A 26,634-nucleotide genomic window follows, 5' to 3' on the forward strand; every position below is an offset into this window, starting at 1 on the left:
GGCGTCCTCCCCTCACACGTCCAGCAGCGGGCGGTGCTTGATGTGCCGCGCAAAGACCTGCATGAACTGCGGATCGACGCGCGCACCCCACACCGCCAGCGAATGGCCGACGATCCAGAGCACCACGCCGGGAATCCACAGTTGCAGGCCCAGGCCGACCGCGGCAGCCAGCGTGCCGTTGGCGATCGCCACGGTGCGCGGCGCACCGCCCAGCAGAATCGGCTCGGTCAGCGAGCGATGCAGCGGCACCTCGAAGCCGTCCGCGAAGGTGTCCGGGGCACTCATACGACCGCCCCGCCGGAGAAGCTGAAGAACGACAGGAAGAAGCTCGAAGCGGCGAACGCGATGGACAGACCGAAGACGATCTGGATCAGCTTGCGGAAGCCGCCGGACGTGTCGCCGAACGCGAGCGCGAGGCCCGTGGCGATGATGATGATGACCGCGACGATGCGCGCCACCGGCCCCTGGATGGATTCGAGGATGGATTGCAGCGGGCCTTCCCACGGCATCGAGGAACCGGCGGCCTGCGCGGTTCCGGCCAGGAACAACAGCAGCGCGGCCAGCAGCAGCCCTTGCCCCGCAGGACGGGCCAGGCAGCGCAGCCGCGCAAGACGCAAAGCCGGATTTGCAGAAAAACGGAAAGCAGGAACGATCATCTGCGTCATGGCAGTTCTCCAAGTGAGTCAAGGGATGGGGAAGTCGCCGCAGCGGGTGCGGCATCGGGGTTTGGCGACAACTCGGGAAACGGCGCGTCCAGCGCGTCCGCACCCCAATCCGCCAATCGGTAGCCCACGCCGTCGAAGCCGACGACGCGGGCGATGCTCTCGATGCGGCGCTTGCGCCCGCGTCCGGCGATGTGGATCACCACGTTGACCGCTTCGGCGATCAGCGCACGGGGCGGATTCACCGCCACTTCGAGAATCAGTTGCTCCAGGCGCAGCAGCGCGCCGAGCGCGGAGCCGGCATGGATCGTGGCGATGCCGCCGGGGTGGCCTGTGCCCCACACCTTGATGAGATCCAGTGCCTCGGCGCCGCGCACTTCGCCAACGACGACGCGATCAGGCCGCAGGCGCATGGACGAGCGAACCAGCTCGGTCATCGACACCACGCCTGCGCGGGTGCGCAGGGGAACGTGGTCGCGGGCCGCGCATTGCAGCTCCACCGTGTCTTCGAGCACCAGCACGCGGTCGCCGGTGGCGGCGATTTCGGCGAGCAAAGCATTGGCGAGCGTGGTCTTGCCGCTGCTGGTGGCGCCTGCGATCAGCACGTTCTGCCGCTCGCGCACGGCGCGAACGAGAAAGCCCGCTTGCGCGCTGGTCATCATCCCGTCGATGACGTACCGCTCCAGCGGAATCACGCCGATGGCGCGCTTGCGCAGCGCGAAGGCCGGCCCTGGCGCTGCCGGCGGCAAGATGCCCTCAAAGCGTTCGCCCGTTTCGGGCAACTCGGCGGAAAGCAGCGGCTGGCCGCGATGGACTTCTGCGCCAACGTGGGCCGCGACCAGGCGGATGATTCGCTCGCCGTCCGCCTCGGGCAGTTCCACGCCCATCGGCGCGCGTCCACTGGAAAGCCGATCCACCCAGAGGGTGCGATCAGGATTCAGCATCAGCTCCACCACGTCCGGGTCTTCGAGCGCGGCGGCGATCAGCGGCCCCATCGCCGTGCGCAGCATCTGGATGCGGCGGTCGAGCGACGTGGCACTCATGGACTGCGGAACGGCGCTCATGACGCACGCTCCTGCGCTTGCGCGGCTGCCGCCGCGTCTTCCATCCGCATCGGGTCGGGATGCAGTTCCTCCACCACGTCGCGCACCAGGCTGCGGCCCCGCAGCAGGTGGCGGCCAAGCTGCTCGGTGAACTGCTCGAAGCGCGCTTTGCCCTGCGCGCGTGCCGCGTCTTGGTGCGCCTCGGGAACCGGCGTGCTCACGGTCAGGTAGTAGCGGATGAACAGCGCCAGCGTTTCGATGGCGATGTTCTGGTCGCGCTCCATGCGCTCGGCCTGGCGCGAGAGGCGATCAAGCCGCTTGGCAATGGCCGCCTCGCGCTGGTCGGCGGCATCGGGCGACAGCCACGATGCGAGCGCCGCCGCGACGATGGACGACTTGGACACGCCTTTCTTGGCGGCCAGCTCATCGAGCCGCTTGGCGTGCTCCGGCTGGATGAACAGGTTGAGGCGGTAGTGGCTCATAGCTCGATTCCGTCGTTGGGGTCGAGGGAAGCCAGCCGGGCCGTGCGCTGCATGGCTGGATCGAGCTGGCGAGGAAGGGGAAGCGGCAGGTCGTCGTCGTCATCGAGCAGCCCAAGGTCGGCCGCGGGAGCGGCTAGCTCGGGGTCGTAGGCGACGGTTTCGGAGAGTTCGGGCTGACGGCGCGGGCCGCCGCCGTCGGCCGAACCCAAGTTCTCCAGGCCATCGGCGGACGCGGCGGCCAGTGCAGCGGGCACGGACGGAATCGCCAGCCCGCTCCAGTCGTCGGGCCGCGACGGCGGCGCATCGGCGTACTGCCCATCCGCCAACGTGGGCGGTGGCAGCACACGACGCTTGAAATTGGCGTCCGCGTAGTAGCGCAGCTTCTTCGCTTTGATCGGCGCCACGCTGGACACCATCACCACGGCCTCGTCAGGCGGAAGCTGCATGACTTCGCCCGGCGTCAGCAGCGGGCGCGCGGTTTCCTGGCGCGACACCATCAGGTGGCCCAGCCACGGCGCGAGCCGGTGGCCCGCGTAGTTGCGCTGGGCGCGCAGCTCGGTGGCCGTGCCCAGCGTCTCGGAGATCCGTTTGGCGGTGCGCTCGTCGTTCGTGGCGAACGTCACGCGCACATGGCAGTTGTCGAGGATGGAGTGGTTTTGCCCATACGCCTTGTCGATCTGGTTGAGCGACTGCGCGATGAGGAAGCTGCGGATGCCGTAGCCCGCCATGAAGGCCAGCGCTGTCTCGAAGAAGTCCAGGCGCCCCAGCGCCGGGAACTCGTCGAGCATCAGTAGCAGCTTGTGGCGGCGCGTGATGCCATCGGAACCATCGAGCGATTCAGTGAGGCGCCGCCCGATCTGGTTGAGGATCAGACGAATGAGCGGCTTCGTCCGCGATATGTCCGAAGGCGGCACCACCAGATACAGCGATACCGGATGCTCGGCCGCGATCAGGTCAGCGATGCGCCAGTCGCAGCGCGAGGTGACTTCGGCTACCGTCGGGTCGCGGTACAGGCCGAGGAACGACATGGCGGTGCTCAACACGCCGGAACGCTCGTTATCCGATTTGTTGAGCACTTCGCGCGCCGCCGAAGCGACGACAGGATGCGGGCCATCGCCCAGGTGGGGCGTGGTCATCATCCGGTGCAAGGTCAGCTCGAAGGGGCTGGCCGGATCGGAGAGGAAGTTGGCGACGCCGCGCAGCGTCTTGTCTTCGCCCGCGTAGAGCACATGCAGGATGGCCCCGACCAGCAGCGCGTGGCTGGTCTTCTCCCAGTGATTGCGCTTCTCCAGTGCACCTTCGGGATCGACAAGAATGTCCGCGATGTTCTGCACGTCGCGCACTTCATGCGCGCCGCGTCGAACCTCCAGCAGCGGGTTGTAAGCCGCCGACTTCGCATCAGTCGGGTTGAACAGCAGGCAATGCGAGAAGCGCGAGCGCCAGCCTGCGGTGATCTGCCAGTTTTCGCCCTTGATGTCGTGAATGACGGCCGAAGCCGGCCAGGACAGCAGCGTCGGCACCACGAGGCCCACGCCCTTGCCCGAGCGCGTAGGCGCGAAGGTCAGGACGTGCTCCGGGCCTTCATGCCGCAGGTACTGGCGGTCGTGCTGGCCGAGGAACACGCCGGCTGGTTGCGTGAGGCCCGCCTTGCGAATGTCCTGCGCGTTAGCCCAGCGCGCAGAGCCGTAAGTGGTGACGAGGCGCGCTTGGCGCGAGCGCCAGACCGACATGGCGATGGCAACGCCCACGGCGACCATGCCGCTGGCGCCGGCGATGGCGCCGCCGGTGTCGAATACTTCCGGCGCATAGGCGCCGAAGAAGAACCACCACTCAAACAGTTTCCAGGGGTGGTAGATCGACGTGCCAAGGAAGTCGAACCAGGGCGAGCCAAGGCGTACTTGATAGCCAAGGGCCGCTGCTGTCCATTGTGTGGCACCCCACACGCCGGCGATCACGATGCCGAATACCACGGCGATCTGACCAAACAGCACGTTCGTCCCTTGCATGACCTGACCTCCGATTTCTCCTGCGCTGATTCCTCATGGAAAGAGCGGCACAAAGGCGTGCCGCAGGCGTCAGGATCGGTGCCGGGTCAGTGCCGGTCAAAGACCGTTTTCAGCAGAAAGGTCGAGCAAAAAGACAGAATGAGTGCGACGGCGAACCAAAGAATAACGCCGCAAGCGCGGGCGCATTGCGGCGTATCGAGCAAAAAATTAAGGCGATTCGGCGAACCGCCAACGATCAGAACTTAGGCGGTTCCTTCGGTGGTGTGTACGGCGTTTCGCCGTCGCCATAGAACCGCTTGCGCGTGGCCTCGGCCACCCGGTTGCACAGCACGTCGCCCAGCTTCGGGCGGTCGGTCTTGCATTGCTGGCGCAGCTCTTTGAGCCGTTCGGGATTGGCCGCCAGTTCTTCCACCGTGGGGACATTCGCTTCGGAAGTGTTGGCCTCTTGAGGCGCTTCCGACTGGCCGCACGCAGTCAACACGGCCACCAACAAGAACGGGATGATCTTCTTCATGGCGAAGGCTCCTCCAGTGAGTCGAAATGATGGCCCGACTTGGGCCTTGGGGGTTCCGGTAATTCGATGGCCTGCACACGTTCAATGAACCGCGCCAGCACATCGGACGGCTCGCCTTCGGGATACAGCAGGTAGGTTGTCAGCGGCGGAACGCGCAACGCCAGCGGTCGGGCCACCACGCCAGAGTCGGGGTTGGCGGCAATGCGCGCGGCGCCCGTAAACCCAAGCGCGAGGCCGGCCGATACCAAGGCCATCATCAGGTCGCATGAAGCGACACGCTCTGCGACCAGCGGCTCAATGTCAGCTCGGCGCAGCACCCGATCGACGAATTTGGCATGGCCTTCGCCTACTTGTGGATCGCATAGAACCAGCGGATAGCGCAGCAGTTCCTCCAAAGGGATGCGCTTGTGTGCCAGCAGCGGATGCCGCGCTGGCACCGTCACGATGAGCGTGTCTCTCCAGGCAGGTATGGTGGCGATGCCATCGCCCACTTCATCGGACTGCGCAAATCCCACGTCGTACAGGTCGTCATGCAATCCTTTGATCTGCTGCGACAACGGCACCTCGAAGAACCGCAGTTCAACTTCTGGTTCTTCCTGGCGGCAAAGCGCGAGCAATGCAGGCAAGCGCGACGGGGTAATGCCATCCGAAAGAGCGACGCGCAACTGGCCGTGAAAACCATTCGCTGCGGCCTTCACGCTGTCCCGAGCTTGCTCCAAGGCAGAAAATACGCGGCGCACGTGCTCCAAGAACAGTTTGCCAGCACGGGTTAGCCTTGTGCTGCGCGTAGTGCGGGCGAACAACACCGCGCCCAATTCTTCTTCAAGCTCTTTGATAGTCCGCGAGAGTGGCGACTGCTCGATGTGCAGTCGCTCGGCGGCACGAGCAAAATGGAGTTCTTCGGCTACCGCCAGAAAACAACGTAGATGACGAAGTTCCACCCAGCTATCTCCTAGAGTGATACCACCTCAAACCCGTTAGGCCGATGGTGATTGCCATTCCTAAGCAGTCCGGGGGGCGCTGAAAGCCCCTGCGCGCTCGGACAACAGCAGACTGAAGCTGCAAACGCGGATGCTTTCCTTTTTCCTATTCGCTCTCGATAGTTTGATGAAGAACGACGGCAGCTACTAGATAATGAATCCTTAATAGGCATATAAGTCAGGATAATTAATCGAAGGAACAATCCCCCCAAGCCCCGTGATGTCGCCACCAGACGCTGCAAATAGGCGTGCTACAGGGGACTGTTCTGGCCGCGCTATTCCTTTTTGACCTCGGCCGCAAGCTGGGGCTGCTTGTTCGCTGCGCCGCTCTCCCACCAAGCCGTGAACGACTGCACACGGCCGTCCAGGTACACGGGTTGTCCGATCTCCGGCGTCCATAGCGCATAGGAATGGCCCTGGCTGGCGGCCGCGAGGCGCTTGAACGGGTCATCCCAGTCATGGGGAGCGATGGAAAAGCGGCCCACGTGCGCCTGCAGCAGCACACGGGCGCGCAGGTCCTCGGCCGCCTGGGGGACCTGCTCCGGGTTCATGTGGACGTTCGCCCAGCGCGGGTCGTACTGGCCGGCGTCCAGCGCCACCAGGTCGAACGGGCCGAGCCGCTGGCCGATCTCGGAGAAATGCGGCCCGTAGCCCGAGTCACCGCTGAAGAAAAAGCGGCGCTCGGGGGAAACGAGCGCGAAGCCGACCCATAGCGACTGGTCGCGGGTGAAGGTGCGCCCCGAGTAGTGCCGGGCCGGGGTGACGTGGACCTGTACCTGCGGCGTGAGCGCGACGACCTCGTTCCAGTCGGCCTCGCGCACGCGGCCCATGTCATAGCCCCAGCGCTCGAAATGCGCTCCCACGCCCAACCCCACGATCACCTGCCGGACCTTGGGCTTGAGGGCCTGGATGCTGGGGTAGTCCAGGTGGTCGTAGTGGTCGTGGCTGATCAGCAGCGCATCGATCTCGGGCATGTCGTCGGCCCCATAGATGCTGGTGCCCTCGAACGCCTTGTTCGCCCCGGGGATGGGCGCGGCATTAACGCTGAAGACCGGGTCGATCAGCACGCGCTGCCCGCCCAGTTGCACGAAGTATGAGGAATGGCCCAGCCAGACCACCAGGTCGTGCGATGGGTCGAGCGCCTTGAGGTCGATCTTGACGGCGGGCACGGCGCCGGGCGGCCGGGTCTGGCTCTTCTCGCCGAAGAGGGTTCCCATCCACATCGACAACTCCGACTCGTCGGTGGTCTTCATGGGCGTGTCGATCTGGTTGTGGAACACGCCGCCCGCGTGGTTGGGCGAGCGCTCGATGCGTGCCAGCCGATCGCCGCTGGGCAGCTCCCCGAACACGGGTTGCTGCAAATAGGCGATGACGCCCACCACGCCGAGGATGGCGATGCCGACGAGTGCCATGAGGAAACGTCTCCAGAATCTTTTCATGCGGGGGATTCCTTGGTTTCCATCACGCCAGCGTCGTGCCGGTGGCACGCGCGAGTTCGGCCAGCAGCAGATCCTGGAACCGGGTGTCGTTGACGGCGGCATGGGCTTGCTCGCGCCGCTGGTGATGCCAGTAGCCGCCGCTGGTCAGGGCCTCGGCATCGTTGCTGGTGGCGAGCCATTCCTGGGTGACATGCCCCAGCCGCAGGTCGTCGGGTGCGCTCGGGCCGCCCATCTTGGTCGGCACCCAGCCCGGATCGACGGCATTGCTCAGCGCGTCGGGCCAGCGCCGCGCCACGGCCGCGGCCAGCGTGGTGACAAACAGCTTGCTGTCGGAGTAGCTGCCAGTGGACGTGCGGCCGGTCCAGTCCATGCCCGCCAGGCTGGCGCGTCCGCCCCGGTGCATGCTGCTGCTCAGGTAGATCAGGCGCTTGGGTCGCTGGATCAGCGCCGTGAGCAGGTAGGGCGCGACGACGTTGACGACCAGGACCTGCGAGCCGGAGAGGACGCCAGCGTTGTGGACGACCGCATCCATAGGGCCGATGGCATTGACCTGCTTGGCGAGGTCGCGGATTTGCGCAAGGTCCGACAGATCGCCGATGGTGGCGAGAGCGCCCTGGTCCATCAGCTCCTTCACGGCCGACAGCCGGGCCTGGGAGCGGACATGCACCACGACATCGTGGCCTTGGGCCAGCAGGGTCTTGGCCGTGGCATGGCCGAGCCCATCGGCCGAGCCGGTCACGAACACGCGGGCCTTGCCGCCTCGTTGTGCATTGGACATGGAGGACTCCTTTCGAGAACTCGGTGGCGTCTGCGCCCAGGTGGTCGCGGTGGTCAGCACCGAACCCGCGGCCAGGGCTGAAACCAGCCCGGCGCTTGCGGTGAGAAATGTTCGACGATCCATGGGTGTGTCCTCCGATCAGGCCGCCGGGCGCTGTGTGGCCTGCGGCGGCATACCGTTATTGGGATGAGGCAGGTGGCAGCCCCTTGCTGAACACCTTGGCGTGGAACACCGTCGCGCCTTGTCCGCGATCCATGTCGCTGGTGACGGCATAGAGATCGTTCCTGCCGGGGTGGATGGCGAGGCTGGTGGAGGCCAGGTTGTGGCCTTGCTCGCGTCCGGGCAGCAACACCTGGCCGATGGGGATGCCGTTGCGATTGAAGGCCAGCACGCGCCCTTGCCCGTAGATCGCCACGTACACGTTGCCGTCGGCGTCCGCCCGCATCGAGTCCGGTGCCGGGCCGGTAAAGTGGTAGGCAATCGCCGAGCCGATGGGCGCGATGGTGGTCGCGTCGGCCAGCTCGATGCGGTGCAGCAGGTTGCGGCCGAACTCGGTGGCCCACAGCGTCTTGCCATCGGGGGCGAGCGCCAGGCCGTTGGCCATCGCGAGATGAGGCAGCACGGGCTTGATGGTCAGATCCGGTGCCGCGTAGTACACGCCGCCCCTGGGTTCGGTCGCGTTGCCCTTGAAGTCGGTGAAGTAGAAGCCGCCACGCGCATCGAACACGAGATCATTGGGCATGTACCCGGCCACGGGCGGCACGATCGCCTGCAGGCCCGAGCCGTCCGGGTTCACCGCGAAGATCGCGCCGCGGCTGTTCGGGATGTCCAGCGCCGCGATGAACAGGCGTCCGTCCGGGTGGAAGGACAAGCCGCCCAGCGAGAGCGCGTCCAGCGTGACGAGGGTGGACAACTGCTTGTCCGGCGTCAGGCGCAGCACGCGGCGCCCGCTCACGTCGCAGAACAGCAGATTGCCGCTGCGGTCGAAGATCGCCCCTTCGAGGATTCGTCCCTCGTCGGACACCTTGAACCAGGGTTCGGCCACGGCAGTCTGCAAGGCACGCTCGGACGCAGGGATCGGCACCACGCTGCGCGTCTGGGCGTCGTAGGCCAGTCCGGCGACGCTGCTCTGCTGTGCCGACGCGCCCGGCACGAGACCCAGGCCCATAGCGAGGCAGGTGGCGACAAGGGCTGTTCGTGCCCTTGCTCTCGCGTCCGCGCCGGGCGGGCCGCCGTGCTGGCGGCCTGCTTCGCGAATGGATGCTGGGGTCATGGATCGGCCTTTACCAAGGTTGATTCGAGGGGCCGACCGTGAACTCGTTGACCGTCGTGTCCTCGGGCAGGTCGATGGCGAAGGCGACGACATCGGCGATCCGATCCGGCGAAATGCCGTACTTGTCGTAGATGCCCTTCATCTGGTCGAGTGATTCCTTGTCGCTGAACGTGCTCAGCAGTTCGGTGTTAATGGCGGCCGGGTACAGCGTGGCGGTGCGGATGTTGGTGCCTTCCATGGCCGATTCCATGCGCAGGACTTCCATGAAGTCACGCACGAACCATTTCGTGCCGCCATAGACGGCGCCGCCCGGATAGGCCTTGAGACCGGCGACCGAAGACACGGCGATCACATGGCCGGACTTCTGCGCGACGAACGACGGCAGCACTGCGGCCACTCCATTGAGCACGCCCTTGATGTTGACATCGACCATCTGGTGCCACTCGGCGGTCTTCAGCGCGGATAGCGGCGCATTCGGCATCAGCCCGGCGTTCAGGAAAATGACATCCACGCGGCCGAATGTGTCCTTGGCCAGCTTGACGATGTTGTCGTTGTCTTCCTGCTTGGTGACGTCCAGCACCTGGTAGATCGCCTGGCCGCCGTTCTGCTTGATCTCGTCAGTGATGCGCTTGAGGTGGTCTTCGCGGCGCGCACCGAGCACGACCTTCGCGCCCTTGCTTGCGAGCAGCTTGGCCGTTGCCTCGCCGATGCCGGCGGATGCGCCGGTGATGATGACGACTTTGTCTTTGATCATGTTGTTATGCCTTTCTCTTTCTCTATGTGGCCGGCAGTGCCTGCCGGGGTGGTGATCAGTACACGGTGAATCCGCCGTCCACGGCCAGGGCCTGGCCGGTCACGAAGCTCGATCCCGAGCTGCACAGCCAGAGCACTGCGTCGGCGATTTCCTCGCCGCGTCCCAGGCGCTTCATCGGCAAGTCGCGCAGCAGGTCGTCTATCGACAGCATCCCGCTGTCCAGCATGGACGAGACCATCGGGGTGTCGATCGTGCCGGGGCACACGGCATTGACCCGCACGCCGCGCGTGGCGTATTCGAGCGCCGCGCTCTTGGTCAGGCCGATCACGCCGTGCTTGGTGCCGTGATACGCCGCCATCAGCGCGCGGCCGGTGAGACCGCCGATGGACGAGCAGTTGACGATCGCGCCGCTGCCTTGCTGGCGCATCTGCTTCAGCTCGTGCTTCATGCACGCCCACACACCGCGCTGGTTGATGGCGCTGATGAGGTCATAGTCCTCGGCGGACTGGTCGGCGATTTCGGAGGCGGGAACCTGGATGCCCGCGTTGTTGAAGGCGGCATCCAGACGGCCGAACGTCGCAACCGTGCGCTCCACCATGGCCGCCACCTGGTCCTCGTCAACGACATCGCACACCACCGCGATCGCCTTGCCGCCGGCGGCGGTGATCTCGTCCATCGCCTTCTGCAACGGCGCCTCTTCACGGCCCGCCAGCGTGACCGCTGCGCCGGCCTTGGCAAATGCGCGGGCGGTGTCCAGCCCCATGCCGGAGCCGGCGCCAGTGACCAGGGCAACCTGCCCGGTGAAGTCGTAGGTGATGTTCATGAATGTCTCCTTGAGGTCAGGCCGCCAGCGAAGCGTTGTCGATTACGAAGCGGTACTTCACGTCGCCCTTGAGCAGGCGCTCGTAGGCGTCGTTGATCTGGTCGGCGCGGATCATTTCGATATCCGAGACGATCCCGTGCTCGGCGCAGAAGTCGAGCATCTCCTGGGTCTCGGGGATGCCGCCGATCATCGAGCCGGCGATCGCGCGGCGCTTGAAGATCAGGCTGAACACCTCGGGCGACGGGTGCGGCGAGGCCGGCGCGCCGACCAGCGTCAGGGTGCCATCGCGCTTGAGCAGGGCCAGGAACGGATCGAGGTCGTGCGGCGCCGCCACGGTGTTGACGATCAGATCGAAGCTCTTGGCGTGGGCCGCCATTTCCTCGGCATTGCGCGACACCACCACTTCGTCGGCGCCCAGGGCCTTGGCCGCGCCGCGCTTGGATTCAGAGGTGGTGAAGGCCACCACGTGCGCGCCCATGGCGTGTGCGAGCTTGATGCCCATGTGACCCAGCCCGCCGATACCGACGATGCCGACCTTCTTGCCCGGCCCCGCTTTCCAGTGGCGCAGCGGCGAGTACGTCGTGATGCCGGCGCACAGCAGCGGCGCCACGGCGGCCAGTTGTTCCTCGGGATGGCGGATGCGCAGCACGTAGCGCTCATGCACGACGATCTGCTGGGAGTAGCCGCCCAGCGTGTGGCCCGGCGCGTCGGGCGTGGGGCCGTTGTAGGTGCCGACCATGCCGTCGCAGTAGTTCTCCAGCCCTTCGTCGCAGTCGGCGCATTGCTTGCAGCTATCGACGATGCAGCCGATGCCGACCAGATCACCCGGCTTGAATCCGCTCACGTGCTCGCCGACCGCGGCCACGCGGCCGACGATCTCGTGACCGGGCACGCACGGGAACTGCGTGCCCGCCCATTCGGCGCGCACCTGGTGCAGATCCGAATGGCACACGCCGCAGTAGGCGATGTCGATCCGCACGTCGTGCGCGCCCACCGCGCGGCGGGTGATCTCCAGGGGTTCGAGGGGCTTGTCGCCGGCATAGGCGCCGTAAGCCTTGACTGTCATGTGCGTTTCCTTCAAGTGGGTCAGCCCTTCAGGTACTTGGTGAAGAACTCGGTGATCTTGTCGAAGGGAATCTTGTCCACCTTGTCGTACAGATCGACGTGGTTGGCGCCCTTGACGATCACGAGTTCCTTGGGCTGTGCGGCAGCCGCATAGGCGGTCTGCGCGAAATAGAGCGAATGGGCCTTCTCGCCGTGGACGAACAGGATCGGTCGCGGCGAAATCTCCTTGATGTACGTCAGGATCGGCATGTTCATGAACGACATCGGCGTGGTGATCGTCCAGGCGTTGCCGGAATTGACCGCCCGCGGGTGGTAGCCGCGCGGCGTCCCGTAGTAGTCGTGGTAATCGACCATGAACTCCGCCTCGCCACCCTTCGGCGGGGTGTTGTAGGCAGGCTGGTAAGCAGGCTTGCCGTTCGCGGCGTCTTCCCAGCGCTGCCGGCTCAGTTGCTCCAGCGTCTGCGCGCGTTGCTCGGGGGTCACGCTGTCGTTGTAGCCCTTGGACATGACGCGGGTCATGTCGTACATGGTGCTGGCGACCACGGCCTTGACGCGCTTGTCGGCCGCCACGGCGTTCAGTGCGAAGCCGCCCCAGCCGCAGATGCCGATGACACCGATGCGCTCACGATCGACGTAGGGTTGCAGGCCGATGAAGTCCACCGCCGCCATGAAGTCCTCGGTGTTGATGTCCGGCGACGCGACGTTGCGCGGCTCGCCGCCGCTCTCTCCGGTATAGGAGCCATCGAAGGCCAGCGTGGCGAAACCCCGCTCGGCCATGATTTGCGCATACAGGCCCGATGACTGTTCCTTCACCGCGCCGAACGGGCCGCCGACCACGAGCGCTGCGAGCCGCTGGTTCGTGCGGTTCTTCGGCAGGTACAGGTCGGCCGCGAGGGTGATGCCGTAGCGGTTCTTGAAGGTGACCTTCTGGTGATCGACCTTCTCACTCTTGGGAAATACCTTGTCCCATTCCTGTGTCAGCCGCAGGCCGCCGACCTCGACCGTGGCTGGGGGCGTTTGCGCCAGCGCGGCCTGGCTGCCGATGGCCGCGGCCAGACCGGCAAGGATCGAGCCTTGGACGAAGCCCTTGAGGGCCGTCCGCCGCTTGATGTTCGTGATGTTCAGGGTCGCTTCGCTCATGACTTTCTCCTTTGCGTGGTTGATGATTGGGCCGGAAGGCCGGTTCTGTTCGCTCTCACAGATGGGGGTTAGAGGTACGCTGCCGGCCTGTTGCCGTCGGTGTTGGGCTGGCTGATGCCCAGGTTCTGGTTGGCGTAGCGCTGCGGGTCCTTCACGAGGTCGGCCACGAAGCGGCCGATGCTCGCGCGGGAGGTTTCCGTGCCCTTGAAGGTCTCGCCTTTGCGGGTCAACTGAATTTCCTCGGTGGGCTTGTCGGTCAGCCACACCGGGCGCAGGACGGTATAGGTCAGACCCGACTGCTCGGCGACTTCTGCTGCTTTCAGGTTGATGGGGCGGTACTGGCCGACCATGCCCTTGTCCCAGGCATTGAAGGCCGCGGGCAGTTCGTCATAGATGCCACCGGCGCTGATGACGACGATGTGGCGCGCGCCGACTTCCTTCATGGCGCGGGCAATGTTCGCGGTCTTGGCGTCCAGGTCCATGCCGCCCATGGTGCTGATGACGGTCTCTTGTCCGCGGATCGCGCGCGTCAGGTCTGCGAGGCTGCTTGCATCGCCTTCCACGACATCGACACGATCGCTCTGCAGGTTCTGCATGCGGCTGGCGCGGCGCAGGAACAGGGTCAGCTTCACGTCGTCCTGTTCGAGCAGACGGGGGATGATCTCTTTCGACGTACTGCCATTGGCGCCGATCAGAATCACGTTCTTCATTGTTGAATTTGCCTGTGTTGCGTTCGCTGGTTCACCCGCACGAGAGCTTCCGGCATCGCTGGCCGCGATGGCCAGGAAAGTAGTGGCAAGGAGGCCGAACAGAAGGACGATCTTTCTCATGGAGGGTGTCTCGCGAACTGGGGATTCCGGGGAATTAAGGTCGTTCAGGTCTTGGGTTGTTCACTCTGTAGCGCAGCCATACGGTGCTGTCCTTCAACGGTTTCACCTCGATCAGCGTGAACGAGTACGGTTGAACCCGGGTCAGCGGCTCCTTGGCCGTGAACAGGCCCGGCGCGCTGGGCGAGGCGTCGGAGACGGGTGCCAGCAGCAGGCTCACTTCATCGACCAGGCCGTCCTGCACATACGACCAGTTCAGCACGCCGCCGCCGCCGATCATCACGCGCTCCATGCCGAACAGCGTCGCCAGCTTGTGCAGCGCCAGGGCGTTGTCCGGCGCGTCCTTCCCGGCAACGACATAGGAAATGCCCAGCCGCCTGAGAAAATCCTTGTAGGCGTTGCTTGCCTTCCCGGTCAGCACCGACACCACGTGCGAGCGCACCCCGCCGTAATCGACGTGGTTCTCCTGCCAGCCCAGGCGTCCGGCGGGGTCGAGCGCGACGTAGTACATCGGCGCGTTCGCTTCGGCCACGAAGTCGCCCTCGGGCACGGTGTCCGCCGAGGGGTTCAGATCCGGCTGTCGGTAGTGCGTGAAGTTGTCGTCGGTCGAGACCCGGCCGTTCAGGTAGCCCTGGATGTTCAGGACTTGCTGATCGGCGTGCAGCGCCAGTTGCTCGTACTGAAGCGCCGCAGAATCGAACTCGGGCAGTTCGATGTTGTGGATTCTTCCGTCGAGCGACGTTAGCGTGTGGATGATGACGTAGGGTTTTTGCATGGAGAGCGCTTGCATTGCTTCGCCGATCAGTTCTTGGAGAACGTGATGCGCGCACTCCCGCTGCCGAGCGCCTGGGCCAGGCCATCGGAAGCATCCACGCGGCCGAGGCGTGTGTACGAATAGGCCGAGGGGAAGGTCTTGTAGAAAACGACCAGGGTTGTGGACCCATACAGCATGAGATCGCCGTTGCGGATCACACCGGGACGGCTCTCATTCGTCGGCAGCGCCTTGGGCAACTGCGCGTGCTTCTCGTTGCTGTTGAGGTCGGGCATGTCGATCGTGAGCGGCAGCATGCCGGCAAAGGCGCGCGCCGCTTCGGTGTCGGCCAGGGTGATGGCGAAGCGACGTTCGCCGACGGTCATCCACATGCGAGATTCCTCCGGTTGGGCGGTTGCCGCAGCGGCGGCGGTAGGAGCGGCCGAAGCGCCCGGCTGGGCGGCGTCGCATCCGCCGAGGACGAACAGGCCGCATAGCAGGCCCAGCACTCGCATGGCCCCCAGGCCGCGCGCGGAGCGGTGTTCGATGGCCGTCTGGCGATGGCCGCTGCGAGGGGTACTGAGGCTCATGGTCATGGGGTCTCCAGGTGTGACGCGCGGCTCAGGCCGCTTGCCGTCGCTGCGAACGCGAGGTGAGGCAGGCGAGGAAGGCCGCGAACAGCAGTACGACGGCACTCGCCACGAAGGTGCTGCGGTAGCCCGTCGCATCGAACAGCAGGCCGCCGACGGTCGAACCCAGGGCAATCGCCAACTGGATCACCGCCACCATCAGGCCGCCACCAGCCTCGGCGTTGTGCGGCATGGCTTCGGCGATCCAGCTCCACCAGCCCACCGGGGCCGAGGTCGCCAGCAGGCCCCACAGGCCCAGCAGCACGAACACGGCAGCGACCCAGGTGCCGAACGGAATCAGCGTCAGCGCGATCACCGCCATGAGGACGGGAATGACGATCAGCGTTCCGTACAGGCTGCGCTTGAGGACAGAGCCGATCAACGCGGTGCCAATGAAGCCGGCCACGCCGATCACCAGCAGGATGAACGACAGCGTGGACACGTTCACATGCGTCACGGTCTCCAGGAACGGGCGCACGTAGGTGAACAGGGCGAACTGCCCCATGAAGAACGCGCCGCAGGCCGCCATGCCCAGGGCCACGGGTCGGCTCGCCAGCACCTTGAAGACGTTGCCCGAACCCGGCGCGCGCTCGCGGGCCGCCATGGCGGGCAGGCTGATCCACTGCCAGGCCAGGGCAATCGCGGCCACCGGAACCAGGCAGAAGAAGGCCCCGCGCCAACCCATCACCGAACCAAGCCATGCACCCAGCGGCGCGGCGATCACCGTCGCCAGCGCATTGCCGCCGTTGAAGACCGCCAGGGCGCGCGGCACCTGATCGGCGGGCACCAGGCGCATGGCCGTGGCCGCCGACATGGACCAGAAGCCGCCGATGACCACGCCGATGAGCGCGCGGCCGACCATGTAGATCAGGTAGTTCGGTGCCAGCGCCACCACGGCGCCGGAGACGGCCATCAGCGCCGTCAGCGCCAGCAGCAGCGTCTTGCGGTTCATGCCGCCGGCCAGCCACGAAATCGACAGGCTGGTCAGCACCGCAAAGGCACCGGAGATCGCGATGCCTTGCCCGGCCATCCCTTCGGTGACGTGGAGCTCGGCCGCGATCGGCGTCAGCAGGCTGACCGGCATGAACTCGGAAGCGATCAATGCGAAGACGCACAGCGACATCGCGAACACGCCGCTCCAATTGGCCGGTTGCGCTTCGGTATCGCGCTGACTGGAAAAGGAGGTTATCGAGGCCTCGCCTGCTTGGTTCGTCATGGAGTTCTTCGTTCTCTGCCCTGATGTCTATGGAAAACGCCGTGCTCGTCCAGCGAGCACGGCGGAGCGGCTGGCGCAGGGCTGGGACGGACCTGCGGGGTTTCAGTCCTTGCCGATCTGGTCCATCTGCTTGGCGTCCATGCGGCCGCCGTGGACGGTGATCTTCGCCATGCCCGCCTCGATCTCGCGCAGGTCTTCCGGCGTGAGATTGACGTTGATCGAGCTGAGGTTCTCGCGCGAATGGTCCAGATTGGTCGTGCCGGGGATGGAGACGATCCAGGGCTTCTGCGCCGCCAGCCAGGCCAGGGCGATCTGCGCGCGGGTGGCGCCCTTCTTCTCGCCGAAAGCCTTGAGGAAGTCGAGGATCGGCTGGTTGGCCTTCATGACCTCGGCGCTGAAGCGCGGGAAGGTCTTGCGCAGGTCGGTCTTCGCGTCGAACTTGGCCTGGGCGTCCAGCGGCAGCTTGCCGGGCAGGAAGCCTTGGCCCAGCGGCCCCCACGGCACGAAGCCGATGCCCAGTTCCTCGCAGGTTTGCAGCACGCCGTTGCGCTCCACGCTGCGCTCCATGATCGAGTACTCGGTCTGGATCGCGGACACGGGCTGCACGGCATGGGCGCGGCGGATGGTGCGCGCGCTGGGCTCGGACAGGCCGAAGTGCAGCACCTTGCCTTGCTGGATGAGATCCTTGATGGTGCCGGCCACGTCCTCGATCGGCACGGTCAGATCGACACGGTGCTGGTAGTACAGGTCGATGCGGTCGGTCTTGAGGCGCTTGAGCGATTCCTCGACCACGCGGCGGATGCGTTCGGGGCGGCTGTCCAGGCCATTGGTGCCGTCGATCTTGAAGCCGAACTTGGTGGCGATGGCGATGTGGTTGCGCACCGGACCCAGCGCCTCGGCGACGAGTTCCTCGTTCACGTAGGGGCCATAGACCTCGGCGGTGTCGAAAAAGCGGATACCGCGTTCATAGGCGTCACGGATCACGCGGATGCTGGTGGCGCGATCCACGCCGGGGCCGTAGTGGCCGGGGCTGTTGCTCATGCAGCCGAAGCCCAGCTCCGACACCGTGAGGCCACCCAGCTTGCGTGTGCCCATGGTGTAGGTCTGGCCGCTGGCGGTGCCGGTGCGTTGCGCGGTTTGCGCCGCAGCGGGTGTTGCCAGCGAAGCGGCGCCGATCGGCAGTGCCGCGCCGGCCGCGGCGATGCCCGCCGCTTTCAGGAAACCGCGTCGATCAGCAGCCACAGCCGACTCGTCTGCTGTCCCACGATCATTGATGTTCTGCGTGCTCATGTTCGATGCCTTTCAAGTTGAGTGGATGCGAAGGTGGATCGGGGCGACGGAGACGGTCAATCGGGCAGGCGCTCGATCGTGACGTGCAGCGGCCCGGGGCGTCGCAGCGCGGCCAGTCCCGTCTCCACTGCGCCGAGGCGCATCAGATCGCCCGTGTAGTTGCCAGTGCCGTCTGCAACGAAAATCGCCAGGTTGCCCCACGGCGAGTAATAGGCGAGGTCGCCTGCCTTCACTGGAGCCGTGCTTTCGGCGCTGCCCCGGGTAAGCCTTTGTGGAAGGTCGGCAATGCGCTCGATGCGGGCGTAGTCGGTCAGCGTCAACGACAGCGGCAGCAGCGCCGCGAAATCCCGCGCGGTGGCGTTGTCGTACAGCGTGGCCGTTGCTATCTGCCCATCGACGTCCAATCGAATCTTCATGGGGAACTCCTGTGAAGGCGCGGCCGAGTCGCCATTCGACGCCGTGGCTTGCGCAGAGCCGCCACCGCATGCCACCAGCGCCACAGTCGAGGCGACAAGCAACACGAGGGCTTGGCGCCGCAGCCATCGCAAGGGCATCGGTAATGACTATTCCATGCCCTGAATATTGGCGCGTGCAAGTCAAGTTGACTAGCCAATGAAACCTTCTAAGGCATAGTAGCTGTGCTAATCAATCGGTCGCCTGTACCTGCCGTCATGGTCAAACGGCAGATGGAGGTTCGGAGTCGATTCCGACGCTCCGAAGGTCAGGTGTAGGCGAGGAGCCGACCGGCGAAGATCACGCCTGTCCATGCGATCAGTGACACGCCTGCCCCAGCGCGGGCGGCGATCGGGGTCGCGGCGGCATCCGTCCACTCATTGACGCGGCGGTAAATGCCGCGGTGGAACACCAGCACGTTGACGCAGGCGAGGATCAGCAGGCCGAACTTCCACGGCGCAGCGCCGGTGCCAGCGACCACGGTCGCCTGCGAACTGAGCAGTGCGATGCCCGTGATCATGACGATGGCAAAGCCGATGTGGGAGACGGGCAGAAGATGGCGCGCGGCAGTGGTGACCGGCACGATGCGGTGGCCGAATCCCAGCACTCGGAGGTCGAAGGTGAAAGCCGGGCCGACCAGGAGAGCGATTCCAAGGATGTGGCTGGCTTCCAGTACGGGATAGAGGAGTTCGGCGTTGCGTACCGTCTCCCCGAGCGCAGAGTCCTGCAGCAGCCTCAGTAGCGAGTTGAGCAATTCAGGCATGGGCCATTCCATTCCGGCGGGTGCGATGGCGCAGGGGGTCACCCGCCTGTACCTGTCGCGCAAGCCTTATTTCGGCAGCGGCGCCCGTACCGGGAGCGTGTTGCCCAGCACCTGGTTCACGGGCACTGCGTCATTGCCGTACCAGAACACCACGGGCCGAAACAGGCCTTCGTCTGTCCGGTTGATGTAGCCGACTGCCTGGACACGCTCACCGATCTTCAGCGGGCGGTCCAGACCCCACCGGCCTGACCAGGCCGGCGGCGCGATGATGATCTTCAGCTCCTTGCGGGAGCCTTTGTACGAGGGGGCGGCATTGACCCGGATACTGTCCTCGGGATGTTGCAACTCCTTCGGGATCGTCAGTGTGGGCGTGCGGGCAGGCAGGTTGCTGTCCACGGTGATGTCGAAGAGCGAGTGCGGATTGCCCCATACCCCTTCCGAGGAAACCGTTCCCGCCACGTAGATGAGGCGGTCGGTGTCGAAGCCGGGCCATCCGTGATGCGCGAACGCCGGCAGCGCAGGCACAAGCACGGTCGCCGCCAGTGTGACAGCGCCCAGGATCGCGCGTCGGCGGCCGCGCGATACAGCTCCATTCCCATGGGCGGGTTTCAAGTCGGTATTTGCCATGCTCCAATTTCTCCGCGTTGATCGGTTGCGCCACGAGACCGGCAAGGATTGGCGTCTTCGCCAACCCAAGGCATCGGTATCGACTTTTTCGTTCCTCGAATGTTCGGGCGTGGAAGCCAGCTTGACTAGCTAATTTGTCCTTCTAAGGCATATAAGTTGCACTAATCAATGCTCCATGGGAAACTTCTTCCCATGGTCAAACGCAACCTCAACGATCTGCTGTATTTCGTGACGGTGGCGCGGGAAGGCAGCTTCACGCGCGCCGCCTCGCTGCTGGGCGTCACGCAGTCTGCCCTCAGCCAAGCCATCAGCGGCCTGGAGGCGCGGCTGGAAATCCGGCTGCTCACGCGCACCACGCGCAGCGTGTCGCCCACGGCCGCCGGCGAGCGACTGCTCAATGCCATCGGAAACCGCTTCGACGAGATCGACGCGGAACTGGATGAGCTGACGGAGATGCGGGACAAGCCGGCCGGAACGGTGCGGATCACCTGCGGCGAGCACATCCTTCGGACCACGCTGCTGCCCAAGCTCACGCCCTTGATGCTCGAATATCCCGACATCAAGGTCGAGTTCGACATCAACTACGGGTTTCGGGACATCGTGGCCGACCGCTTCGATGCGGGCGTGCGGATGGGCGACACCATCGACAAGGACATGATCGCGGTGCCGATCGGGCCGCAGTTGCGCATGGCGATCGCAGCTTCGCCCGCGTACTTCGAGACGCATCCGATCCCGAAGACGCCGCGCGACCTGCTCAAGCACAACTGCATCAACATGCGCATGCAGACGGCGGGCGGCCTCTACGTCTGGGACTTCGAGCGTCGGGGCCAAGCGTTGAACGTGCGGGTGGATGGGCAACTCATCTTCAACACCTCGCCTAGCATGGTGGACGCGGCGGTGGCGGGATTGGGCATCGCTTCCCTGCCCGAAGAAGAGTTCGCGCCCCACCTGGAGGAAGGGCGACTGGTGCGCGTGCTGGAGGATTGGTGCCCGCCGTTCCCCGGCTATTACCTGTACTACCCGAGCCGCAAACAACCCTCCCATGCGTTCTCGATGGTGCTTGATGCGCTGCGCTGGACTGCGCCTCCTGGTCCCAAGAAGCGTTAACCCGGACGGGCTGCTTCGTCCAATCGATGGGCACAGGCTGGAGCCGCCTTCTCCGGCATTGCCACGCCCTAATCAATACGAATTGAAGAAAAACAATGAACGAACTACTCACCCCGGTACAGGTCGGTCGCCATTCCTTATCCAACCGATTCGTCATGGCGCCGATGACGCGCTCGCGCGCGCAGTACGACGGCACGCCTGGCGAACTGGCGGCCACCTACTACGGTCAACGCGCCAGCGTGGGCCTGATCGTGACCGAAGGCACCCAGCCCTCCGACGACGGGCAAGGCTATCTCGCCACGCCGGGCATCTATACCGAGGCACACATCGCAGGCTGGCAGAGGGTCACGGATGCCGTTCATGGCAGCGGCGGGCATATCTTCATCCAGCTCATGCACGCCGGCCGAATGTCCCATCCCGACAACACGCCTCACCATCGCCAGGGTGTCGCACCCTCGGCCATCGCACCCGGTACGCAAATGTTCACGCCGAGCGGGATGCAGGACATCCCCGTGCCGCGCGCCCTGACCGCCGCGGAAGTACGCCAGACCGTGCAGGACTTCCGACACGCGGCCCGCAGCGCCATCGAGGCCGGCGCGGATGGCGTCGAGATCCACGGCGCAAACACCTACCTGATTCATCAGTTCCTGGCGCCAAGCGCCAATGCGCGCACCGATGAGTACGGCGGCTCCATCGCGAACCGCGCACGCTTCGCCATTGAAGTCGCCGCGGAAGTCGCCAGGGAGATCGGTGCGGATCGCACCGCGATCCGCCTCTCTCCGGGGTTTGCCATGCACGGCATCGACGAAGGTGCCGAAGGTCCCGACCTGTATCGCCACCTGGTGGCCGAACTCGATACCCTGGGATTGGCCTATCTGCATGTGTTGCAGCAGGGCAATGATGAGTTGCTGGCTGACCTGCGCAAGCTCTGGCGCGGTGCCTTGATCCTGAACCGGCCGGGCCGCCCGCGCGAGCAGATCGGCCAGGACGTGAAGGCGGGTCTGGCTGATCTGGAAGCCTATGGACAGATGGTGCTGGCGAACCCTGACTTCATCGAGCGGATCAAGGTGAACGCGCCCTTGAACGAAGCGCACAGCGAAGGCTTCTATGGCGGGACGGAGCGGTTCTATACCGACTATCCCACCATGAGCCGATGAGCGTCTGAAGGAAGCACTTCGCGCGGCACCGGCCGCGCTCGGGCTTCACGCTGATCGGCGACTTTCGTAGTACCGCGTCACGACCTCGGCTGCCTGGAGCGCGTTACCCCATCCGCTGTAGAAGGCGACATGGGCCAGCAGCTCGCCGATCTCCTGCTCGGTCACGCCGAGTTTCAGCGCATGGGCCAAGCAGGTCGGCAGCAATGCCGACTGCCCTTGGGCGGCATGGGAGGCGATCGTCGCCAGCGCCCGGTCGCGTGCTGCCAGGCCAGGACGCCGCCAGGCCTCGCCGTGCAGCAGCTCGTCGGTGAAGTGTCTCAGTGCCTCGGACGCCGGGGCGACGTTGGCTGCCAGGAACGCCGTGCGCTCGGCCGCGTCGGGCAAGACATCTTCCGTCGCCAGCAGCGTGGGCGATGTTCCCGGCAACTGATCGACCCCGATGCCTCGCTCATCGAAGATGCCCTTGAGCACGCCGACCGCGCCGAAGGCGTAGGCAAAGCCGGTGTAGAACGCCAGGTGCGCGAGAAGCTCGGACAGTTCGGCCGGCGCCACGCCACTGTCCAGCGCCTTGTTCAGATAGTGGACATAGGCACCGTTGGCATTGCGCGAAACCAGAACCGCGACCGAGACGATGGCGCGTTCCCGTGCCGCAAGACCGGGCCGGCTCCAGAGTTCATCGACGATCCGATCCTTGGTATAGGGAACCAGAACCGGGGTGACAGCACCGATCATCCGAAACAGCGGATCGGTTTCCTGTATTTCAGGGTTGTTGTTCATGCTTTGTGCCTTTCTTGTCGGGGCCGGCGCCGCGACGCCAGCCTCGTGCTCATTTCATGCCTTTTCCGGCTCTAGCGATGCCATGTCGATGACGAACCGATACTTCACGTCGCTCTTGAGCATGCGCTCGTAGGCTTCGTTGATCTGCTGCATCGAGATCACTTCGACATCCGACACGACACCGTGCTTGCCGCAGAAATCCAGCATCTCCTGTGTCGCCGCGACGCCACCGATGAAGGAACCAGCGATGGCCTTGCGGCCGAACACCAGCGCGCCCGCCGCCACCGGCTCGTTCAACGGCCCCATGTAGCCGACCAGCACCAGCGTGCCGTTGAAGGTCAGCGTCGGCAGGTAGGGATTGACGTCGTGCTCGTAGGGCACGGTATCCACGATGAGGTCGAACTGCCCGGCGACGGCCGCCATCTGCTGCGCATCGCTGGACAGCACCACGTGATCGGCGCCCAGGCGGCGCGCATCTTCTTCCTTGCCGGGTGAACGGGTGAACAGCGTGACCTCGGCGCCGAGCGCCTTGGCCAGTTTCAGGGCCATGTGGCCCAGCCCGCCCAGGCCGACGACAGCGACCTTCTTGCCGGGACCCGCGCCCCACTGGTGCAGCGGCTCCCAGGTGGTGATACCGGCGCACAGCAGCGGCGCCGCACCGGCCAGGTCCAGTCCGTCCGGGATGCGCAGTACGAACTTCTCGGACACGACCATCTGCTTCGAGTAGCCGCCGTAGGTCGGCTGGTGGTCGTGCCGGTCAGTGCCGTTGTAGGTGAAGGTGGCGCCTTCCACGCAATGCTGCTCGTAGCCGTGCTGGCACGGATTGCAGTGCTGGCAGGAATCGACCATGCAGCCGACGCCGATGGTGTCGCCGACCTTGAAGCGGGTGACGCCGCTGCCTACCTGGATCACGCGGCCGATGATCTCGTGGCCGGGCACGACCGGATAGCGCGTGTAGCCGCCATGGTTGCGCGCGATGTGCAGGTCGGTGTGGCAGACACCGCAGTAGAGGACGTCCAGCACGACGTCATCGGGTCGCGGTTCGCGCCGCTCGAACTGGAACGGAGCCAAGGCGTCCGTCGCGGAGGGAGCTGCATATCCCAAGGTGTTCATGATGAAGTCCTCTCTGTATCAGCCGCGTCCGGCATTGAATTGCTGGGCCAGTTCGGCCACGCGCTTGCCCAGGTACTGAGCCGTGTCCAGATCGCTCTTGATGGGGGACAGTTCGGGCGATTCGTCCTTGGAGAACGCCATTGCGCCCAGCCATCCGCCGACGCGGTTCAGTTCGTCGTTGCTCTTGCCCGGGAACAGGTCCAGGCCGACCCAGACCATGCCGTGCTGGGCCGCGAACAGCGCGAGGGCGATCAGCGAATTGAGCTTGTCGCCGTGCATCGAGCCGGAGTTGGTGAAGCCGGCAGCGATCTTGTTGCGCCAGGTCTGCGGCACCCAGGCGGTCCGGGTCGAGTCCTCCATGAACTTCTTGAACCGCGCGCTGATGGTGCCGTTGTAGGTGGGCGAGCCGAAGACGATGGCGTCGCTGGCAGCCAGCGCCTCCCAGTCGATCGGGCCGTCGGCCACGGCCAGCAGGTGGGCCTCGGCGCCGGGAACGCTGCGGACGCCTTCGGCGATGGCTTCGGCCTGCTTCTTGGTGTGGCCGGTGCCACTGTCGTAGATGATGCAAACAGACATGGGATCTCTCCTTTTAAGAATCTGGTTGCATGGTGCCGCCCCTTACAATTAACTAGAAGTAGATAGTTGGTTGTTTTACTATCAACATAGAGTTGTGAGTGAGCGGAGCGCCGCCGGCCGGGCGGTGGGCCGCTTGGGGAGAACGCATGGATTCATCGCATCGGGTCAAGGCCATCCTGTCGTTCGTGCAGGCCGTGGATGCGGGCAGCTTTGCGGCCGCCGCACGGGTGCTGGGGGTGACATCCGCCGCCGTCAGCAAGAACGTCGCAAGCCTGGAAGCCGCATTGGGGGTACGTCTGCTCAACCGCACGACGCGCACCCTCAGCCTCACGGACGAAGGCACGGTGTTCCTGCGGCAGGCGCGGGTTGCCCTGGAGGCCCTCGACGCCGCTGTCGATGCCGTCGCGGCCCAGCGGGCCGAACCGAACGGCCGCGTGCGCATCTCGACCAGCGCCGCGTTCGGGCGGGAGCAGTTGATGCCCGTCCTGCCCGGCCTCCTTGGGCGCTATCCGGGACTGTCGATCGCGGTGGATTTCGACGACCGTGTGGTCGATCTCGTTCGTGACGGCTATGACCTGGGCCTGCGGGGCGGCCACATCCGTGACTCCGCGCTGGTATCGCGTCCGGTCTGCCATCTCAACACGGTGCTGGTGGCCTCGACCGACTACCTTGCTCGCCGAGGGGTGCCGCGCACCGTCGAGGACCTGCGCCAGCACCGGCTGGTTGCGCGGCGCTTCCTGAGCGGCACGGTGGATGCCTGGAGCTTCCGGGCCGCCGACGGCAGCATCTCCACCCTCGATCCGACGGACTCGGCGGTCTTGACGCTCTCCGCGCCGGAAACTCTGGTCGAAGCCGCCTGCGACGGCATCGGCGTGGCCCAGGTTGCCGTCCACCTCGCCTGGGAGCACCTGGTAGCCGGCAGGTTGAAGGTCGTCCTGCACCCGCAACACCATCCGGGCAGCTACGAGATGGTGATCCAGTACCCGCATCGCGCCCTGATCGCCCCCCGCGTGCGGGTCGTGGTGGACTACCTGCTCGAAACCTTTGCTGCGAACAGCACCTTGCATGTGCCGCTGGATGCGTTGGCCGAGCACGCCGGCTGACGCCAGTTCGCCAATGCGCTAGCAGCAGGCGTCGGTTCCTGCCGACCGGACGGGCGCACCGCTCGCCGCGCCAGCGGTTGCCTGTGTGTCAGCCGGCCGGGTGCGCAGCCATGCCGCGATCGGCACGGCGCATAGCGCGAGTAGCGCCGTGACGAGAAAGATCTGCGCCAGCCCGATCACATTCGCAAGCAGCCCCAGGAGCGGCGCGAACAGCCCGAGCGCCAGGTCGATGAAGGCCGTATAGACGCCCATGGCCAGGCCTCGGGCCTCTGCCGGGGCGCGGGCCACGGCCTCCATGCCCAGCCCCGGGTATACCAGCGCATAGCCGAAGCCCGCCATCGCCGAGCCGACGAACGCCAGCCAGGCATACGGGGAAAGCCAGATAAGGGTCAATCCCGCGCTATGGATGACGATGAAGATCATCGCGGTCCGTGCGCCTCCGAGGCGATCCGGCAAGGGCCCGAAGAACATGCGCGCCACCATCAGGGCGACGGCGAAGGCGGTGAAGGACAGCCAGGCCGGTTGCCAGCCCTTCTGCACGAACAGGAGCACGGCGAACGCCGTCATGATGCCGTAGCCCAGGCTGGAGAAAGCCATCGCCAGTCCGGGCACCCAGACGGCTTTCAGGACCTGCGTGGTGGCCTTGCGACTTTGAGGCGCGGGCCAAATCGCGGGAATCGCGGCGACCAGCAGCCAGGTGGCCGCCGCGCCGGCCAGCGTCGCCCAGCCGATCGATGCGAACCCCCAAGGTCGCGTACAGAAAGCTGCCCAGGGGCGCACCCAGCGCCAGGGCCACGAACATCGCCGTGCCGATCCACGCGATCATCTTGCCGACATTGCCCGGGCCCGCCAGTGACAGGCACCGGCTTTGCGCGCCGATCATGATGAAGCTCTCGGCGCCCCCGAGCAGCACGCGGCCCAGCGCCAGAATCCCGATCGACAGCATGGGGCTGCCATCGGACATCATGGACGCGAGATAGAACAGCCCGGCGAGCACGGCCAGCCCGAGGCCGGCCGTCACCGCGAACTTGGGCCCCCGCCGGTCGGAAACCGTCCCCGACCACAGGCGACAAAGCAGTGCTGCGGCGAACTGCGCTCCCGAGACCAGGCCGACGGTGAATGCGCTGAACCCCAGACCATCGTGAATGTGCAGCGGCAGTGCCGGCAAGGCCGCGCCCGTGACAAGAAACACGGTGAACACGCAGGTCATCAAGGACAGGAGCGTGCGATCGATAGGCGAATCCGAAAACTGGGGCATGGTCCCGGTCATTGTGGAGGCGGCAGGT

Annotated in this window: 29 protein-coding genes and 1 pseudogene; 3 read left to right on the forward strand and 27 right to left on the reverse strand. The window is 65.4% G+C overall.

What is annotated here, in order from left to right:
• Positions 1-12 precede the first annotated feature (12 nt).
• The 22 genes from KW836_RS17410 to KW836_RS17515 form a co-directional block, all read right to left on the reverse strand.
• Positions 13-285 carry a VirB3 family type IV secretion system protein gene (locus KW836_RS17410; RefSeq protein ID WP_003103993.1) on the reverse strand — a complete coding sequence of 91 codons (273 nt, stop codon included), beginning with the start codon at positions 283-285 and terminating at the stop codon, positions 13-15.
• Entirely contained in the window at positions 282-665 is a 384-nt protein-coding gene (locus KW836_RS17415) for a TrbC/VirB2 family protein (RefSeq protein WP_023087424.1), read from the reverse strand. The genes KW836_RS17410 and KW836_RS17415 overlap by 4 nt, the downstream gene beginning before the upstream one ends.
• Positions 662-1,726: a P-type conjugative transfer ATPase TrbB gene (gene trbB, locus KW836_RS17420; protein ID WP_110140695.1), complete on the reverse strand. Its 1,065-nt coding sequence runs from the start codon at positions 1,724-1,726 to the stop codon at positions 662-664. The genes KW836_RS17415 and trbB overlap by 4 nt, the downstream gene beginning before the upstream one ends.
• Positions 1,723-2,187: a ribbon-helix-helix protein, CopG family gene (locus KW836_RS17425; RefSeq protein ID WP_003111089.1), complete on the reverse strand. Its 465-nt coding sequence runs from the start codon at positions 2,185-2,187 to the stop codon at positions 1,723-1,725. Before KW836_RS17425 ends, trbB begins: the two co-directional genes overlap by 4 nt.
• Positions 2,184-4,193, reverse strand: a complete 2,010-nt coding sequence (locus KW836_RS17430; protein ID WP_110140697.1) for a conjugal transfer protein TraG — start codon at positions 4,191-4,193, stop codon at positions 2,184-2,186. Before KW836_RS17430 ends, KW836_RS17425 begins: the two co-directional genes overlap by 4 nt.
• A 235-nt stretch (positions 4,194-4,428) precedes the next feature.
• Complete coding sequence (locus KW836_RS17435; RefSeq protein ID WP_058907026.1) at positions 4,429-4,707, reverse strand: EexN family lipoprotein; 279 nt, start codon at positions 4,705-4,707, stop codon at positions 4,429-4,431.
• Entirely contained in the window at positions 4,704-5,648 is a 945-nt protein-coding gene (locus tag KW836_RS17440; protein WP_058907027.1) for a LysR family transcriptional regulator, read from the reverse strand. Before KW836_RS17440 ends, KW836_RS17435 begins: the two co-directional genes overlap by 4 nt.
• A 314-nt stretch (positions 5,649-5,962) precedes the next feature.
• On the reverse strand, positions 5,963-7,099 hold the full coding sequence (locus tag KW836_RS17445) for an MBL fold metallo-hydrolase (protein ID WP_110140699.1): 1,137 nt from the start codon (positions 7,097-7,099) through the stop codon (positions 5,963-5,965).
• A 49-nt stretch (positions 7,100-7,148) separates the two neighbouring features.
• Positions 7,149-7,904, reverse strand: coding sequence for an SDR family NAD(P)-dependent oxidoreductase (locus KW836_RS17450; RefSeq protein ID WP_058907029.1), 756 nt, complete (start codon positions 7,902-7,904; stop codon positions 7,149-7,151).
• A gap of 178 nt (positions 7,905-8,082) precedes the next feature.
• The gene (locus KW836_RS17455) at positions 8,083-9,072 is read right to left on the reverse strand and encodes an SMP-30/gluconolactonase/LRE family protein (protein WP_197567581.1); all 990 of its coding nucleotides are present in this window, start codon (positions 9,070-9,072) and stop codon (positions 8,083-8,085) included.
• A 115-nt stretch (positions 9,073-9,187) separates the two neighbouring features.
• Entirely contained in the window at positions 9,188-9,931 is a 744-nt protein-coding gene (locus KW836_RS17460) for an SDR family oxidoreductase (protein ID WP_058907031.1), read from the reverse strand.
• A 55-nt stretch (positions 9,932-9,986) separates the two neighbouring features.
• Positions 9,987-10,754 (reverse strand): SDR family NAD(P)-dependent oxidoreductase, encoded by a 768-nt coding sequence (locus tag KW836_RS17465; protein WP_110140701.1) that lies wholly within the window; start codon positions 10,752-10,754, stop codon positions 9,987-9,989.
• Between the two features lie 16 nt (positions 10,755-10,770).
• Positions 10,771-11,820, reverse strand: a complete 1,050-nt coding sequence (locus KW836_RS17470) for an NAD(P)-dependent alcohol dehydrogenase (RefSeq protein WP_110140703.1) — start codon at positions 11,818-11,820, stop codon at positions 10,771-10,773.
• A 20-nt stretch (positions 11,821-11,840) separates the two neighbouring features.
• Complete coding sequence (locus KW836_RS17475) at positions 11,841-12,959, reverse strand: alpha/beta hydrolase (protein WP_110140705.1); 1,119 nt, start codon at positions 12,957-12,959, stop codon at positions 11,841-11,843.
• A 68-nt stretch (positions 12,960-13,027) separates the two neighbouring features.
• On the reverse strand, positions 13,028-13,669 hold the full coding sequence (locus KW836_RS17480) for an SDR family oxidoreductase (protein WP_058907033.1): 642 nt from the start codon (positions 13,667-13,669) through the stop codon (positions 13,028-13,030).
• 154 nt (positions 13,670-13,823) lie between these two features.
• Complete coding sequence (locus tag KW836_RS17485; RefSeq protein WP_058907094.1) at positions 13,824-14,561, reverse strand: dihydrofolate reductase family protein; 738 nt, start codon at positions 14,559-14,561, stop codon at positions 13,824-13,826.
• A gap of 26 nt (positions 14,562-14,587) precedes the next feature.
• Entirely contained in the window at positions 14,588-15,127 is a 540-nt protein-coding gene (locus KW836_RS27925; RefSeq protein ID WP_255595838.1) for a cyclophilin-like fold protein, read from the reverse strand.
• 31 nt (positions 15,128-15,158) lie between these two features.
• Positions 15,159-16,289 (reverse strand): MFS transporter, encoded by a 1,131-nt coding sequence (locus KW836_RS17495; RefSeq protein ID WP_198655009.1) that lies wholly within the window; start codon positions 16,287-16,289, stop codon positions 15,159-15,161.
• Between the two features lie 195 nt (positions 16,290-16,484).
• Complete coding sequence (locus KW836_RS17500) at positions 16,485-17,477, reverse strand: aldo/keto reductase (protein ID WP_058907096.1); 993 nt, start codon at positions 17,475-17,477, stop codon at positions 16,485-16,487.
• 251 nt (positions 17,478-17,728) lie between these two features.
• Positions 17,729-18,088: a cyclophilin-like fold protein gene (locus tag KW836_RS17505; protein ID WP_110140711.1), complete on the reverse strand. Its 360-nt coding sequence runs from the start codon at positions 18,086-18,088 to the stop codon at positions 17,729-17,731.
• A gap of 305 nt (positions 18,089-18,393) precedes the next feature.
• Positions 18,394-18,888, reverse strand: coding sequence for a hypothetical protein (locus tag KW836_RS17510; RefSeq protein WP_110140713.1), 495 nt, complete (start codon positions 18,886-18,888; stop codon positions 18,394-18,396).
• Between the two features lie 66 nt (positions 18,889-18,954).
• Entirely contained in the window at positions 18,955-19,515 is a 561-nt protein-coding gene (locus KW836_RS17515; RefSeq protein WP_058907035.1) for a DUF6152 family protein, read from the reverse strand.
• Positions 19,516-19,707: 192 nt separating this feature from the next.
• Between KW836_RS17515 and KW836_RS17520 the strand changes: the two genes are divergently transcribed.
• Both KW836_RS17520 and KW836_RS17525 read left to right on the forward strand, forming a co-directional pair.
• Positions 19,708-20,622, forward strand: a complete 915-nt coding sequence (locus KW836_RS17520; RefSeq protein WP_110140715.1) for a LysR family transcriptional regulator — start codon at positions 19,708-19,710, stop codon at positions 20,620-20,622.
• A 95-nt stretch (positions 20,623-20,717) separates the two neighbouring features.
• Positions 20,718-21,779, forward strand: a complete 1,062-nt coding sequence (locus KW836_RS17525; protein WP_110140717.1) for an alkene reductase — start codon at positions 20,718-20,720, stop codon at positions 21,777-21,779.
• A gap of 45 nt (positions 21,780-21,824) precedes the next feature.
• Here the strand turns inward: KW836_RS17525 and KW836_RS17530 are convergent, their stop codons facing one another.
• The 3 genes from KW836_RS17530 to KW836_RS17540 are packed head-to-tail and all read right to left on the reverse strand — an operon-like array spanning position 21,825 to position 24,245.
• Complete coding sequence (locus KW836_RS17530) at positions 21,825-22,556, reverse strand: carboxymuconolactone decarboxylase family protein (protein WP_058907038.1); 732 nt, start codon at positions 22,554-22,556, stop codon at positions 21,825-21,827.
• Positions 22,557-22,610: 54 nt separating this feature from the next.
• Positions 22,611-23,669, reverse strand: a complete 1,059-nt coding sequence (locus tag KW836_RS17535; protein ID WP_058907039.1) for an NAD(P)-dependent alcohol dehydrogenase — start codon at positions 23,667-23,669, stop codon at positions 22,611-22,613.
• 18 nt (positions 23,670-23,687) lie between these two features.
• Positions 23,688-24,245, reverse strand: a complete 558-nt coding sequence (locus KW836_RS17540; protein ID WP_058907040.1) for a flavodoxin family protein — start codon at positions 24,243-24,245, stop codon at positions 23,688-23,690.
• A gap of 146 nt (positions 24,246-24,391) precedes the next feature.
• Between KW836_RS17540 and KW836_RS17545 the strand changes: the two genes are divergently transcribed.
• On the forward strand, positions 24,392-25,348 hold the full coding sequence (locus tag KW836_RS17545; RefSeq protein WP_058907041.1) for a LysR family transcriptional regulator: 957 nt from the start codon (positions 24,392-24,394) through the stop codon (positions 25,346-25,348).
• An 18-nt stretch (positions 25,349-25,366) separates the two neighbouring features.
• Here the strand turns inward: KW836_RS17545 and KW836_RS27930 are convergent, their stop codons facing one another.
• On the reverse strand, positions 25,367-25,945 hold the full coding sequence (locus tag KW836_RS27930) for an MFS transporter (protein WP_313309771.1): 579 nt from the start codon (positions 25,943-25,945) through the stop codon (positions 25,367-25,369).
• A gap of 199 nt (positions 25,946-26,144) precedes the next feature.
• Positions 26,145-26,618 (reverse strand): annotated as a pseudogene (locus tag KW836_RS27935) (MFS transporter); the annotation flags it as partial.
• Positions 26,619-26,634: the final 16 nt, after the last annotated feature.

Source organism: Achromobacter sp. ACM05, assembly GCF_019218915.1.
Classification (GTDB): domain Bacteria; phylum Pseudomonadota; class Gammaproteobacteria; order Burkholderiales; family Burkholderiaceae_B; genus Achromobacter; species Achromobacter animicus.

What these genes read in the sequence shown, in the direction of transcription:
- KW836_RS17415 (WP_023087424.1), bottom strand. Translation starts at nt 665, where the DNA reads ATGACGCAGATGATCGTTCCTGCTTTCCGTTTTTCTGCAAATCCGGCT.
- KW836_RS17515 (WP_058907035.1), bottom strand. Translation starts at nt 19,515, where the DNA reads ATGGCAAATACCGACTTGAAACCCGCCCATGGGAATGGAGCTGTATCG.
- KW836_RS17505 (WP_110140711.1), bottom strand. Translation starts at nt 18,088, where the DNA reads ATGAAGATTCGATTGGACGTCGATGGGCAGATAGCAACGGCCACGCTG.
- KW836_RS17450 (WP_058907029.1), bottom strand. Translation starts at nt 7,904, where the DNA reads ATGTCCAATGCACAACGAGGCGGCAAGGCCCGCGTGTTCGTGACCGGC.
- KW836_RS17465 (WP_110140701.1), bottom strand. Translation starts at nt 10,754, where the DNA reads ATGAACATCACCTACGACTTCACCGGGCAGGTTGCCCTGGTCACTGGC.
- KW836_RS17540 (WP_058907040.1), bottom strand. Translation starts at nt 24,245, where the DNA reads ATGTCTGTTTGCATCATCTACGACAGTGGCACCGGCCACACCAAGAAG.
- KW836_RS17530 (WP_058907038.1), bottom strand. Translation starts at nt 22,556, where the DNA reads ATGAACAACAACCCTGAAATACAGGAAACCGATCCGCTGTTTCGGATG.
- trbB (WP_110140695.1), bottom strand. Translation starts at nt 1,726, where the DNA reads ATGAGCGCCGTTCCGCAGTCCATGAGTGCCACGTCGCTCGACCGCCGC.
- KW836_RS17520 (WP_110140715.1), top strand. Translation starts at nt 19,708, where the DNA reads ATGGTCAAACGCAACCTCAACGATCTGCTGTATTTCGTGACGGTGGCG.
- KW836_RS17525 (WP_110140717.1), top strand. Translation starts at nt 20,718, where the DNA reads ATGAACGAACTACTCACCCCGGTACAGGTCGGTCGCCATTCCTTATCC.
- KW836_RS17435 (WP_058907026.1), bottom strand. Translation starts at nt 4,707, where the DNA reads ATGAAGAAGATCATCCCGTTCTTGTTGGTGGCCGTGTTGACTGCGTGC.
- KW836_RS17545 (WP_058907041.1), top strand. Translation starts at nt 24,392, where the DNA reads ATGGATTCATCGCATCGGGTCAAGGCCATCCTGTCGTTCGTGCAGGCC.
- KW836_RS17430 (WP_110140697.1), bottom strand. Translation starts at nt 4,193, where the DNA reads ATGCAAGGGACGAACGTGCTGTTTGGTCAGATCGCCGTGGTATTCGGC.
- KW836_RS27925 (WP_255595838.1), bottom strand. Translation starts at nt 15,127, where the DNA reads ATGAGCCTCAGTACCCCTCGCAGCGGCCATCGCCAGACGGCCATCGAA.
- KW836_RS17500 (WP_058907096.1), bottom strand. Translation starts at nt 17,477, where the DNA reads ATGGGCACACGCAAGCTGGGTGGCCTCACGGTGTCGGAGCTGGGCTTC.
- KW836_RS27930 (WP_313309771.1), bottom strand. Translation starts at nt 25,945, where the DNA reads ATGGCTTTCTCCAGCCTGGGCTACGGCATCATGACGGCGTTCGCCGTG.
- KW836_RS17425 (WP_003111089.1), bottom strand. Translation starts at nt 2,187, where the DNA reads ATGAGCCACTACCGCCTCAACCTGTTCATCCAGCCGGAGCACGCCAAG.
- KW836_RS17455 (WP_197567581.1), bottom strand. Translation starts at nt 9,072, where the DNA reads ATGGGCCTGGGTCTCGTGCCGGGCGCGTCGGCACAGCAGAGCAGCGTC.
- KW836_RS17510 (WP_110140713.1), bottom strand. Translation starts at nt 18,888, where the DNA reads ATGCCTGAATTGCTCAACTCGCTACTGAGGCTGCTGCAGGACTCTGCG.
- KW836_RS17485 (WP_058907094.1), bottom strand. Translation starts at nt 14,561, where the DNA reads ATGCAAAAACCCTACGTCATCATCCACACGCTAACGTCGCTCGACGGA.
- KW836_RS17470 (WP_110140703.1), bottom strand. Translation starts at nt 11,820, where the DNA reads ATGACAGTCAAGGCTTACGGCGCCTATGCCGGCGACAAGCCCCTCGAA.
- KW836_RS17410 (WP_003103993.1), bottom strand. Translation starts at nt 285, where the DNA reads ATGAGTGCCCCGGACACCTTCGCGGACGGCTTCGAGGTGCCGCTGCAT.
- KW836_RS17535 (WP_058907039.1), bottom strand. Translation starts at nt 23,669, where the DNA reads ATGAACACCTTGGGATATGCAGCTCCCTCCGCGACGGACGCCTTGGCT.
- KW836_RS17480 (WP_058907033.1), bottom strand. Translation starts at nt 13,669, where the DNA reads ATGAAGAACGTGATTCTGATCGGCGCCAATGGCAGTACGTCGAAAGAG.
- KW836_RS17495 (WP_198655009.1), bottom strand. Translation starts at nt 16,289, where the DNA reads ATGTCGCTGTGCGTCTTCGCATTGATCGCTTCCGAGTTCATGCCGGTC.
- KW836_RS17445 (WP_110140699.1), bottom strand. Translation starts at nt 7,099, where the DNA reads ATGGCACTCGTCGGCATCGCCATCCTCGGCGTGGTGGGCGTCATCGCC.
- KW836_RS17460 (WP_058907031.1), bottom strand. Translation starts at nt 9,931, where the DNA reads ATGATCAAAGACAAAGTCGTCATCATCACCGGCGCATCCGCCGGCATC.
- KW836_RS17475 (WP_110140705.1), bottom strand. Translation starts at nt 12,959, where the DNA reads ATGAGCGAAGCGACCCTGAACATCACGAACATCAAGCGGCGGACGGCC.